Annotated in this window: 11 protein-coding genes and 2 pseudogenes; 3 read left to right on the top strand and 10 right to left on the bottom strand. The window is 45.2% G+C overall.

Going from position 1 to position 11,788, the window contains the following annotated elements:
• Positions 1-10 precede the first annotated feature (10 nt).
• The 4 genes from UNITIG_RS03695 to UNITIG_RS03680 form a co-directional block, all read right to left on the bottom strand.
• Positions 11-943, bottom strand: coding sequence for an MJ1255/VC2487 family glycosyltransferase (locus UNITIG_RS03695; RefSeq protein WP_200821173.1), 933 nt, complete (start codon positions 941-943; stop codon positions 11-13).
• A 56-nt stretch (positions 944-999) separates the two neighbouring features.
• Positions 1,000-1,515: a phosphatase PAP2 family protein gene (locus UNITIG_RS03690; RefSeq protein ID WP_235015254.1), complete on the bottom strand. Its 516-nt coding sequence runs from the start codon at positions 1,513-1,515 to the stop codon at positions 1,000-1,002.
• A gap of 115 nt (positions 1,516-1,630) precedes the next feature.
• Positions 1,631-2,095: a YbaK/EbsC family protein gene (locus UNITIG_RS03685; protein WP_101757181.1), complete on the bottom strand. Its 465-nt coding sequence runs from the start codon at positions 2,093-2,095 to the stop codon at positions 1,631-1,633.
• Between the two features lie 133 nt (positions 2,096-2,228).
• The gene (locus UNITIG_RS03680) at positions 2,229-2,840 is read right to left on the bottom strand and encodes a methyltransferase (RefSeq protein ID WP_101757180.1); all 612 of its coding nucleotides are present in this window, start codon (positions 2,838-2,840) and stop codon (positions 2,229-2,231) included.
• Between the two features lie 158 nt (positions 2,841-2,998).
• Here UNITIG_RS03680 and UNITIG_RS03675 point away from each other — a divergent pair, with 158 nt between their 5' ends.
• The 3 genes and pseudogenes from UNITIG_RS03675 to UNITIG_RS25435 all read left to right on the top strand — a co-directional run bounded on the left by UNITIG_RS03675 (position 2,999) and on the right by UNITIG_RS25435 (position 5,266).
• The gene (locus UNITIG_RS03675; protein WP_101757179.1) at positions 2,999-4,039 is read left to right on the top strand and encodes an NADP(H)-dependent aldo-keto reductase; all 1,041 of its coding nucleotides are present in this window, start codon (positions 2,999-3,001) and stop codon (positions 4,037-4,039) included.
• A 145-nt stretch (positions 4,040-4,184) separates the two neighbouring features.
• On the top strand, positions 4,185-4,463 hold the full coding sequence (locus UNITIG_RS03670) for a polyhydroxyalkanoic acid system family protein (protein ID WP_101757178.1): 279 nt from the start codon (positions 4,185-4,187) through the stop codon (positions 4,461-4,463).
• A 9-nt stretch (positions 4,464-4,472) separates the two neighbouring features.
• A pseudogene (locus UNITIG_RS25435) lies at positions 4,473-5,266 on the top strand (enoyl-CoA hydratase/isomerase family protein).
• Between the two features lie 70 nt (positions 5,267-5,336).
• Here UNITIG_RS25435 and UNITIG_RS23345 read toward each other — a convergent pair.
• The 6 genes and pseudogenes from UNITIG_RS23345 to UNITIG_RS25430 form a co-directional block, all read right to left on the bottom strand.
• The gene (locus tag UNITIG_RS23345) at positions 5,337-5,960 is read right to left on the bottom strand and encodes a VPLPA-CTERM sorting domain-containing protein (RefSeq protein WP_200821172.1); all 624 of its coding nucleotides are present in this window, start codon (positions 5,958-5,960) and stop codon (positions 5,337-5,339) included.
• Between the two features lie 458 nt (positions 5,961-6,418).
• Positions 6,419-7,765, bottom strand: coding sequence for an efflux RND transporter permease subunit (locus tag UNITIG_RS24910; protein ID WP_159931074.1), 1,347 nt, complete (start codon positions 7,763-7,765; stop codon positions 6,419-6,421).
• Complete coding sequence (locus tag UNITIG_RS24905) at positions 7,731-9,497, bottom strand: efflux RND transporter permease subunit (RefSeq protein WP_101757174.1); 1,767 nt, start codon at positions 9,495-9,497, stop codon at positions 7,731-7,733. The genes UNITIG_RS24910 and UNITIG_RS24905 overlap by 35 nt, the downstream gene beginning before the upstream one ends.
• Positions 9,498-9,501: 4 nt before the next feature.
• On the bottom strand, positions 9,502-10,623 hold the full coding sequence (locus UNITIG_RS03640; protein WP_101757173.1) for an efflux RND transporter periplasmic adaptor subunit: 1,122 nt from the start codon (positions 10,621-10,623) through the stop codon (positions 9,502-9,504).
• 15 nt (positions 10,624-10,638) lie between these two features.
• A pseudogene (locus UNITIG_RS03635) lies at positions 10,639-11,295 on the bottom strand (ThuA domain-containing protein); the annotation flags it as partial.
• Positions 11,296-11,514: 219 nt separating this feature from the next.
• Positions 11,515-11,757: a helix-turn-helix domain-containing protein gene (locus tag UNITIG_RS25430; RefSeq protein ID WP_369809177.1), complete on the bottom strand. Its 243-nt coding sequence runs from the start codon at positions 11,755-11,757 to the stop codon at positions 11,515-11,517.
• Between the last annotated feature and the right edge of the window lie 31 nt (positions 11,758-11,788).

Genomic DNA, 11,788 nt, shown 5'->3' with positions numbered 1-11,788 from the left:
TTGGGGAATTTTAATAATGGGGCTTTTTGGCTAGCACTAGCCATTCCGCTATTGTTTCACGATCTAATACGTTGAGAGTCGTGGCATAGCCTAATTTTTCTAAAGCAGCCGCATTGGATAACTGTTCCATTTGACCCTGTAGGGGTTTGGCAAGAATAGGTAAATTCAATTGCAGGCATTCACTGATTAGCTCAAAGCCTGCGTTACAGATAACCGCTCTTGACTTGGATAAATCTGCTTTAAATCCATCATGGCAAGTCTTTCGCAGCTGCACATTATGTAGCGTACCGTTGTCAAGATCGGGCGAGTATTGTACAAAATGTTGTCTCGGGAACCGGTGTAATAACTCAGTAACGTCATCTTGATTTTCAAACGGTAGATAAACTAACACACTGCTATTGCAGGCTTTTGGCTTTAGTTCAGTGTCGATAATCGGTGGTAAAATAGGGTGACCAAAGTGATGCCAGTGTAGTCCGATTTTCCATCTACCTGGTGCAAAGTTACGCATAATAGAATTGGCGATGAAATTTGTACTGGCGGTAGGGATATCATAAGCAAAAGAATTTTGATGGCTTATCCCGAGCACAGGTTTCCCTTGGAGTTTAGCCGCCCAGGCTGTGACAGGTTCAAAGTCACTGATGATTAAATCGTAGTCTGATAATGGTAAGCTTTTAATGTCACGAATAAATTGCAGTGGTTTGTTATTGCTGAGGGTTTTTTGATAATTAATTTCGCCCGCCTCGCTAACAAACGTTAACCCCTGGCGATGGAGATATTTACCAAAACAATCCATATCGAATAACTTATCCGCGTCTCTACCTGAAAATAAATAGGTTACTTCAATCGGTTGTATCTGTGCTGCTAAAGCAAATTGCTTTGCCATCACGCGAGCTCGGGTGATGTGCCCGTTGCCTGTTCCCTGTACACCATAAAGTATTTTCATGTATATGTTCTCACCGGTGGCCTGATCTCAGTGATATCTCTCGAGCTAGGATTTATTTAATAACAGATAACAAACGCAGTGGCAGAGCCTAATAGTGCGCCGGCAATAATGTCAGTGGGGTAATGCACGCCTAACGCGACTCGGGACATTGCTACCAGTGTCGCCCATACAAATAAGGGCCAGGCGATACTGCCGTAGAAAATAAACGTTAGGTTGGCTAACAAAAAAGCGGCCGCGCTATGCCCTGAAGGAAAGCTGAATTTATCATGGGCGATGATAATACTTTCAAAGGTAGGAATGGCTTCGGGGGGGCGCTGCCGTTGCAGGCAGTTTTTAAGTATCCAGTACAACGGCATTTGCAATGCAAAAGCGAGCGCGGCGTAACTAAAAAATTCATCGCCTTGCTGCTGGTCTAGTACCAATATTAACAGAGGTAAACAAAGTTGTAGGTAGCCATCCCCGGTCCTAGAGATACTCTTGGCAAGCCTGCAGTGCAGTGCCGCATGCTGTGTCCGGCTGCACCATAGCAACATTCGCAGGTCGTATTGGTATAGATCGTCAATGATTTTCATAGTGCTTAGGTTAGTAAGCACGAATGACAGCAATGTGACGTTAATATTTCAGTTTGATGAATTCTATGGCAATGACGCTATTTTTTATTCTCGCTTAAATCCCTGGGCAGGGTCCTTAAATATTATCGAGTACAATAGCGCTGCTCATCAGATAATGAAATTGGGCGTCACTGAAATGGATGAGTTCTTGATGATCACCAGCTTCAACATATAAATCTGGTTGTGTTAGTAGCGCGCTATCGACATAAGTCGTTAAGCCATAAGCTTGTCCCAGACCGGGGATAGCACCTAGTTCACAATCCCGGAACAGCTCTTCCAATTCGAACTCCGGGACTAAAGTGTAGGATCTATGTAGTTGTCGATTTAACTTATGCAGCTGAATTTTTTTATTGGCTGTGGTCAGTACCATAGCGAGCTCACCGGCGCTGTTTTCCAGTACTAACGCTTTCACTAGTTGGTCGGGATTAATTTCAGCGAAGATGGCCGTTTCCAAAGAGCTTTTGCTAAGCGGATGATTAAGAATTTGGTAACTGATTTGATGATCGCATAAATAACTACTTATAGTGGGTGCTAAACTCATTAGATGATCCCCCGACGATTTGTATATTACTTAGAGTCAGTATTTGGGTGGCTGCCGGTTAAAAATGTATAGCAAGCAGCCGCATTTGTGAATGAGCTTATTAAGACTATTTAGTTATGTAACACTAGCTTCTTCAGGCGTTTTCGATAATTAACAGGCAGCCTGTCGCTCGGCGGGGTTGATCGATAGCGCGGTGTTCCAGCTCAGCATAATATTGATCTATACAGCGTTCGGCCAGATCGAAAAACGGGGCGCGCTCAGGGTCGGCGATGATGATTTTGCCTACACCGGCTTTGCACGCACGTTTAATTAAGTTAAATACGGTGTCGGCCAGTTCATCCCAAAAGCAGATATCGGCAGCTATGATCAAGTCGTACTCGGCTAGTTGTTTAGTGGTGATTTTTTCAAAGTACTGCCGTTTGGTTTTGATAGCAACATCATTGGCTTCGGCATGCAGTTGTAGGTAGGGGAATACCGCGCTATCGGCATCTACACCGGTAACCACTGCCTGATAATGTTTGGCGCAATGAATCCCTGCTAGTCCCCAACCACAGCCTAGCTCTAAAACTTTGCAGCCATTTTGGGGTGGGTTTTGTTGCAAGTAATCCATAATTAAATAGCTGGACCCCCAAAATTTATTGCCATGAATGGATGGCGTCTCTTGTTCACGTTTGGTGCGGCGGATGGCTTTATGTTGTGAAGTCAGAATAGTAACGCCGAAAGCTTCTCGGGTATTGTTTTCCATGGCGATGATATTAGCCTCGATAGATCAGTGGTAGACGGTAAGTTGAGGCGGCAATAATATAGAAAATGTCCCTTTTTTTACAGCCTCTGCTAGTATGACGGCCGTTTATTCTAGAAATTATTATTTGATTTAAATTCAAAAACTACTCAGAGGTTCTCATGCAATACCGCCCACTAGGACAATCCGGGATAAAAGTCAGCCAAATTTGTTTAGGGTCAATGATGTGGGGGTCCCATAACAGTGAAACGGAAGGCCACCAACAAATGGATTATGCCCTTGACCATGGGGTGAATTTTATTGATACCGCGGAATGTTATGCGGTGCCACCGCAGGCAGAAACCCAAGGCAGCACGGAAAAAATAATTGGCAGCTGGCTGGCCAAACGCTCAGACCGTGAACAAATAGTGATTGCCAGTAAAGTCACCGGTCGCAGCCCTTATGATTGGATTAGAGGTAAAGAAACGCGGCTCAATAGAGAGCAATTAGAAGCTGCGATAGAGGGTAGTTTACAGCGCTTGCAAACGGATTATCTGGATTTATTTCAACTGCATTGGCCTGATCGCAAGCTCAATAATTTTGGTTTAGGTAGCCCAAATTATCAACACTATGATGATGAGTCTGTGGCAATTGAGGATACATTGTCAGTGCTCGCAGACTTGGTTCAATCCGGTAAAGTTCGGCATATCGGTGTCTCTAACGAAACCCCTTGGGGGCTGTCAAAGTTTTTACACTACGCGGCAACAAAGGGTTTGCCCAAAGTGGTGTCCATCCAGAATGCGTATAATCTGCTGAATCGTAGCTTTGAATTAGGGTTGTCGGAGTTTTCCCATCGTGAAGGTGTTGGATTACTGGCTTACTCGCCTGCTGGGCAAGGGGCGCTTAGTGGCAAATACTTAAATGGTGCCCGGCCTGAAGGCAGCCGTTTAGTGAAATTTGGCCGCTTTAGTCGTTACGAGAAAGCGGCTGGTCAGATCGCGATAGCTAAGTATGTGGCCTTGGCGAAGGCGCACGGGCTGGATGCGGTGCAGATGGCATTGGCCTTTGTAAATCAGCAATCGTTTGTGACCTCCAATATTATCGGTGCCACCTCTATGAAGCAGTTAAAGATGAATATCGAAACTGTAGATATGTCGTTGAGTGATGAGCTGTTGGCGTCCATTGAGATGATCCATCTGGAATCACCGAATCCATGCCCCTGATGCTGTCTTTTTTCTCCTTGCTTGAAGGATGGGAGAATCCCAGCCTCTTAATTTTCTTATTGGGTGAAACTGGGTGATGGTTACAATATATCCATTACGGTTTTGCGCATTCAGGAGTATTCCTTAATGTTTTTGAGGTTAACTGATGGCAACTATTACTATCCAGCACGAATTTAGCTTATCGAGAGACGAGGTGAAGTTGAAGCTTGTGGAACTTGCCGAAGCCATGACTGCCCGCTATCAACTGAATTGTGATTGGCCCTCGGAAGATTGCTTGCGTTTTAAGCGCAGTGGCGCCAGCGGTGAAATTAACATACAGGCGCATTCAATCCGTTTTAATTTGAAACTGGGACTAATGTTAACGGCGTTTAAAACCACTATTGATAAGGATGTGCGTCAATTCTTACAGGATAATATTGACTAGGAGTTTATAATGTTGGAGCCAGCAGTAATCGTCAGTAAACAGGGTAGTGTGGGATTCCTTACCTTAAACAATCCACCCATGAACCCCATTGGTGTGGCGCAAGTGATGGCATTGGAGCAGTTGTTACCGGTATTGGCGGCTGACAAATCAGTGCGCGCCATAGTTATTAAAGGTGAGAGTATAGACGAGGGTGAAGCAACACACTTTTCAGTAGGCGCCAATTTACAAGAAGCCCATATCGCCGAAGAGGTTGGGCCTAATAAATTCGTTGAACAGCGAATTCAACTGTTTAATCAAATTGCAACGATGGAGAAACCGATAATCGCTGCAATTCAGGGTTATTGTCTGGGGGTGGTTTGGAGCTGGCCATGGCGTGCCATTTTCGCTTAGCAGAGCAGGGCGCGTTGCTGGGTTTGCCGGAGATAAATTTAGGGGGAGCGCCCTTGTGGAGTGGCGCTAACCGGCTGCTACGTTTGGTTGGCAGGGCCAATGCGCTGGCAATATTGCTACGTGGTAGCAAGCTTACCGCGCAGCAGGCACAGGCTTACCATTTAATAAATGAAGTAATCGTGGCTGAGAATTTTGACGCTACGGTATTGGACTTTGCCAATGAGTTGGCTGCCAAGCCGCCATTAGCGGTAGCGGCTATTATCAGAGTTATCAATCATGGTCAGGATGCGTCATTGGCTGATGCCCTGGCATACGAGTTAGAGCAATTCATCCCGTTGGTAGAAACCAAAGATATGCAGGAAGGCGTGACGGCTTTATTTGAAAAGCGAGAGCCAGTGTTTATTGGCATGTAAAATTATTAGTAAAGGTGCAATAAAAAACGCGGGAGAGGGCGCCCGCGTTTTGTGAGTAAATAGCGGGAGATTAACCTCGTTTGCGACCTATACCTGCTAATCCTAACAGTGCGCTTCCGAATAACCATGCTGAAGCTGGGACGGGAACAGCACTGATTTGTACATCTCCCAAACCAGCTAACAGTGAGATACTGCTGGAGCCTGTTAGCGTGAGGTAGTTAACATTGCTTAAGTTAACGGCAAAAGTTTCAGCAGTACATAAGCCACAGCTATCGTCATCAAGTACGATTTGTTGACCGTCACCAAAGCCTACTAATACAACGCTATCCGGTCCTTCCCATTGGCGCATGGTCAATGTGCCAATATCAATTGTCTGGTCAAAGTCGATACGAAGAGTTTCACCGCTTTCCAGACCCGCCAGATCAAACAGCCCTAAAGTGTCATCATCTGCCACCCCGATGCCGTCTAATGTTAATACGCCAATATGGGTACCACCGGCAACTGCTGTGATATGCGCATTGATTTGGCTATCGGCGCTGGCTATATCAAGAAAAGGTGCCGTACCTGATCCAAGCCCGGCCCAAGGGCCAGTGACGGGTAAACCAGTAAAATCAAAGGAAGTGGCCGAAGCCATACTGCTCATAGCTAAGGTAAGACAGAGCCCCGCTAGTCTTGATGTGTTTCTTTGTTGCATGAGTTAGTCCTTTTGTGTATGGCGGGGAGTACCCCACACTATTATTGTTATTGACCTGCGCGTATGAAACTCTGTGGCTTCTTTATTTAGACGCGAAGGTCTCGAGAGTTTGCAGCATTAAGCTTAGGTACTTAATACATTGATTAAATACAGCAAGAAATAGTCCAAATAATATTTATCTATATAAAACATAGCCTTGAAGGCTAATGGTCGGTAGTATTTATTCTTTTAGTAAATATATCGATTGATATGTAATGCTGAGCGACAATTGGGGAGATAATATGATATCGACGCCTCTTTTTGGTGCAAAAACTTTCTGGCGGTATCTTATTATCGCTGTTGTGCGTTGTAAGGCCGTATACAGCCCCAATATTACTAACTAGTAGTTGTAAGTTTTATCGACAAATATGATTGTGTAAGTTAATTATGTTTGTTGGGCAGCTGTTGGAAAATCCACATTAAAATTTATGTCTCAGCTCTTGTAATGCGGTGTACAAGCAAGGCAGTAATATTAACGATACTAATCCTCCAAACATTACCCCCCAAGCCATCGCCATTACCATCGGCGTGATATAGGAGTTACTACCCATAATGCCGTAGGCTGTCGGCAGTAGTCCGATAACGGTGGTCACTGAAGTGATGATAATCGGGCGAAAACGCTGTTGTGCAATATCGGCAATGGCATCGATATTGAGTAGGCCGGCGTCCTGTTGTTTTTCGTTTAGGGTATGAACTAACACTAGCGAGTCATTAACCAATACCCCCATTAACCCAATCACGCCGGTCACTGCCATCATACCCAAAGTAATTTGTTGAATACCAAAGCCGATGACCACACCGATTAAGCCGAAGGGTAGGCAGAGCATAATCAGTAGCGGTTGCAGCAGCGAATTGAAGAGTAAGATCAGTAGGCCAAATATTCCCAGCATGGCGATGAGATAAGCGCTGCCCAGGTTGCCAATGGATTCCTGGGTTTGTTCCAGTTCACCGGTTTGAATAATACGGGTAGAAGGATAGTGCTGCTGCCATTGTTGTCGGGCGATAAATTCTGCCACTTGCTGGTTTATTTGGTCCAGGCTAATAGCTTGCCGGTCGATGTCGGCATATACCGTGATTGTGCGTTTACCAAAGTAGTGTTTGATATCCGCTTCACCCGAACGTAAGTGAAAATCTGCGACTGACTTTAAATAAATAGCATGGCCGGAGGAATTAATGATGGCGAGATTTTCTAATGTCTGTAACACGCTGTTGCTAGAGGGTGGTAATTGCAGCCGGTAGCGGACCCGTTCGTCCAGCGTTTGTAGTTCATCAACAATTTCGCCATCCAGAGCGATACGCACCGCTTGGGTCACGTCACTCACTGACAGTGATCTGGCGGCAAGCAAAGGGTAATTGATTTTTAAATCCAGAATATCTTTACCAGGGTTGTAACTGGTCCAGCTATTGGTCACTGCAGGCTGTTCAGAAAGCCATTGTTGCAGTTGCTCGGCAAGCGCAAAACGTTCATCGCCATTGCTAATAATTTCTACCTCAACGGCTTTGCCGACGACGGGGATATCAGTCAAGGGTTGAACATCCAGCCGTTGGTAGCCGGTTTGAGTTTGTGCCCAGTTTCGTAATTGCTGACTCAGTTGGTAGGTGTTGGTTTTACGCTGTCCTACAGGTTTTAAATATATGGATACTACTGCCCATGCTTCATTGTTGCCTTCAACAGTACCGTAAAGGTCGGTATTGTGATGGCCGATTTGTGAGGCAATATTTAATAGGTCGTCAGGACTTATTTTGGGGGCGGATCTGTTTTTCAATATCGATGACCTTGGCGACAGTTTGCTCAAAGTTACTGCCGGTGGGCAGTTCCACTTTAATATTAATGGTATCGATATCCGGGCTTGGGTAGAGGTCAAAATTTATGGTTAAAACCCCCAGTGTCATCACCACTATAAATAGTCCAATGAAGCCAGCAATGGTGAGGTATTTACGTGCTAATAAACGGTAAATTATTTTTCTATAACGCACGCTCAGCTTTTGAAGCAAAGTATTATTATTGCCGCTGTTTGAAATGGTTAAACGGGTATGGGCCAGATGAGAAGGTAGCAGGCACTGGCTTTCAAAGAGTGACACCATTAGCAGAATAATAACAGTGATTGGAAAACTCACCATAAAGGCAGCATCGTAACCGGTTAAAAACAGCAGTGGTAGAAAGGCAAGTATAGTGGTGAGTGCGCTGAAAATAACCGGTTGTGATACCTGTGCTGCGCCTAGCAGGCTCGCTTGATTGGCATCTATTCCTTGTTCGCGGAGCCGTTGTGTGTTTTCACTAACGATCACTGCGTCATCTACCAATATACCCATTAGTAAAATAATAGCCGTTAAGGTAATACTGTTAATAGTGACGCCAATGGCATCACACAACATAAACGTTAGGCCAATCGAAAAGGGAATTCCGACGGCGACCCAAATAGCAAAACGAACATTAAGAGTAAAACATAAGATAACGAAAACAGAGAGTAAACCGAGCAAGGCGTTACCCACTAACACATCCAGCATATTGTGAGTCAGTCGTGACATATCGTTGACTAATTTCAGTTCCACTGTAGTTGGCAGAGTGGATTGAATTGACTGGATATAATCTTTTACTGCTTGCGCTGTATGTAATTCATCCGCAGAGCCATTGCGGCGGGCCATCAGCGCGATGCTTAGTTGGCCGTCAGTGCGCGACTGTACCTCCCATTCTTCAAAACCTTCAATGACGGTGGCGACATCGCTGATACGAATAACGTTACCCGGTTCTTCGCTGCGAATAATGACATCAGCAACTTGCTTCGGATGTTCAAACTGGCCAATGGTAACGACTTTTTTTTCCGTGGTGAAAGATTCTAAAGAACCACCGCTGTCGCGGACATTGCGTGTGTTAATAGCGCCAATCAGTTCTTTATAACTGATGCCTCGCTGTACCATTTTTTCCGGTTGTGCCTGAATATTGACCTCGGCACGTCGATAGCCCTGTTTTACCACGCTGGCAATGCCATCCACTTCACGCAGTCCATCGCTAACTTTTTTTGCCACGGTTCTTAACAGTGCCTCTGGGGCTGGGCCAGTTACATGGACTTCAATGACGGGTGTGATCAGAGTTGAGAGCTCTTCTACAAAGGGTTTTTCTATCAAGTCATTAGGTAACCTGGTAGCGGCGCGGTCAACCGCTTTTTGAATGTCACTTAATACTTTATCTTTATTATCCAACTCGGTTTGCAAGCGAATAGAAATAACCGAACTGCCTTCCATGCTGTTGGAGTAGATCTTATCGATCCCTTCGACTTTGACCAGCTCTTCTTCCAGCGGCAGAGTGATGGCGAGTTCGATATCTTCAGGCCCAGAGCCGGCGCGGATTGTGGTGATATTCACCGAGCCCATATCAACTTTAGGGTTGTACTCATAACGCATATTGGCCAGAGTGAGTGCGCCAAGGATAAATACCAGTACCATGATCAGGTTGACTAGTAAGGGCCTACCAATAAAAAAATTAATGATCGCATGCATAAGATTATGGGCTCACAACAATAGCAGAGCCATTGATGATTTTATCCTGAGCATCAACAATGACTTGAACTCCTGGCTCTAGCCCGCTGAGGACAACTATTTGGTTGCCCATGCCCACACTTAATAACGGTTCCTTGCGTAGAGCGGTCAAAGGTTGAGTGTTGGTGTTAACGACAAAGACCACACGTTTACGGTCTCTGTCGACTACAGCTGCTTCGGGCAGCATTAACAGATTTTCCTGTACTACCCCTTTAATCGCCACTTGCGCGGTCATGCCAGGCCGAATCAATTGATTGCGTTGTTCAAGAATGAGTTTGACGGGGAAATTTCCAGTATTGGCATCTGCATTGACGCCGACTGATTCGACAATACTGGGTAGCGGCTGATCCGGCAGGCCGGATAAGGTAATCGTTGCTTCGGCACCACTGCGAATTAAACGGATATCTTTTTCACTTACCCAGGTTTTAACGCGCAAGGTATCAATGGCTTGCAACGTCAGCAGTGTACTGCCTGCAGTAATGTTTTCACCGGCTTCTACGGCTTTGATATCAATGACGCCGTTGACCGGGCTGAATAATTTACTGTCGTTTAATTCGCGTTGAGCTAATTTTCTGGCGGCGGTCGCTTCCCGGTGTTGTGCCTGAGCGCGGTTGAGCGCGAGTTCAGCATTATCCAGGATTTCTTTCGAAACCGTGTCATTAGCAGCCAGTGATTTTCTACGTTCCAGCATTAAATACGCTTCGTCTAAAGCGGCTTGAGTTTGTAATGCATTTTCGCTGGCTTGGTTGAATTGCAATTGGCGTTTTTCCTGATCAAAGGTAATCAGTAACTGACCTTTTTTAACCGCTTGGGCCTCGTTTACCAAGACTTGTTCAACGATGGCAGAAAAATCCAGGCTGAGATTTATTTCTTCCGCTGCTTCTACCACGCCATAGGTGTTGACTTCACCTTGCCAGCTTTGTGCGGCTAATGTTTGCGTTTGTACGGTAATGGCTTTAGCCGCTGGGCTATCAGTGGTAGTCGCGACTTCGGCATCATTACAGGCAGTTAATCCTGCACTCAGGGCTAAAAGCAGGGTGGATATAATTGCGTGCTGGGCAGTATTTTTTTCGTCGTTATTTTTCATGATATCTCTGGTTATTTATTGTTGCATTAACCATTGCAAGGCGTTTTCCAAAAGTTGTTTATATTCAGGCTCTTGATACGCACTGCCTTGATGGCCTAGCGCGGTATAAAACACAATGCCTTTACCTATGGTGTGGGTCCATATCAGCGGGTGATCATTATCCATTAATAAATCCAGCTTTGGGTTATAACTGGATTCATCGAGGCTGGCGAGAACTTCGACACCTTCAATATTTCTGACACTGCGATCAAAGCTGTACCACTCTTCTTCGCGTTGCCAGTGGCTCGCTAAATGTTGCGTCGCCGGGTGTTGGTTGTTATCGATGATAATGGTGCCGGTTTGAAATTGCGGAAACATCGGGTGGCCAATAAATTGCGCTTTTAGCAATTGCTGTGGGTACCATTGCCATTCATGTTTGCGGCTGCCGCCTGCGCCATGAATACCCAGCCAGTGACCGCCGCCTGCGATATAATTTTTCAAAGCGGTTTGCTGATCTACCGTGAGCACGTCATTAGTATTGTTATTCCAGATAATGACTTTAAAGCGGGCTAATTGCTCAGGGTTATGGATAGCACCATTTTCGGTGAAGAAAATCGGCCAGCCTTGTGCAGTCGCATAATTTTCGAATAGCTGATTCGCGGCAATAATAGCTTCCTGGTGACGGAAGCCATTGGTTTTTTGAAAATACTAGAATCCCTTTTTGTGTCGGTGACGCATTGAATTGGGGCGGGTAGTGTGGGCGGTTCTGTTTCAAATACCGGTGTTTTAAATAACTCTGCTTCATCCAGTATTTGATAGGCCTGATAGCTGGCGTAAATCAAATATAAACCGAACAGAATTAAAACGTATTTAAATATTTTTCTAGCCATGGATAACGCTCGTAAATAACTTTTAATAAGGATTGGTCGTTTGATAGCTACAACGGTATTGCCGTGGTGAACTACCCATCTGCCGTCGAAAGCAGCGAGTAAAGTATAAAGGGTCACTATAACCTACTTGATCGGCAATAGTATTTATCGGTTTATTACTATGCGCTAATAATTGACAGGCATAGGCTATGCGCTTTTCGTCTCGCCATTTGATAATACTGGCCGGTTTGTTGCTTGAAAAGAGTAGAGAGTCTTGGAGGGAGATAATCCCGCATGTTCCGCCAGTGACTCAATTG

Origin of the sequence: Oceanicoccus sp. KOV_DT_Chl (genome assembly GCF_900120175.1) — a bacterium.
GTDB lineage: Bacteria > Pseudomonadota > Gammaproteobacteria > Pseudomonadales > Dasaniaceae > Oceanicoccus.
This window is presented reverse-complemented; position numbering and strand designations above follow the sequence as displayed.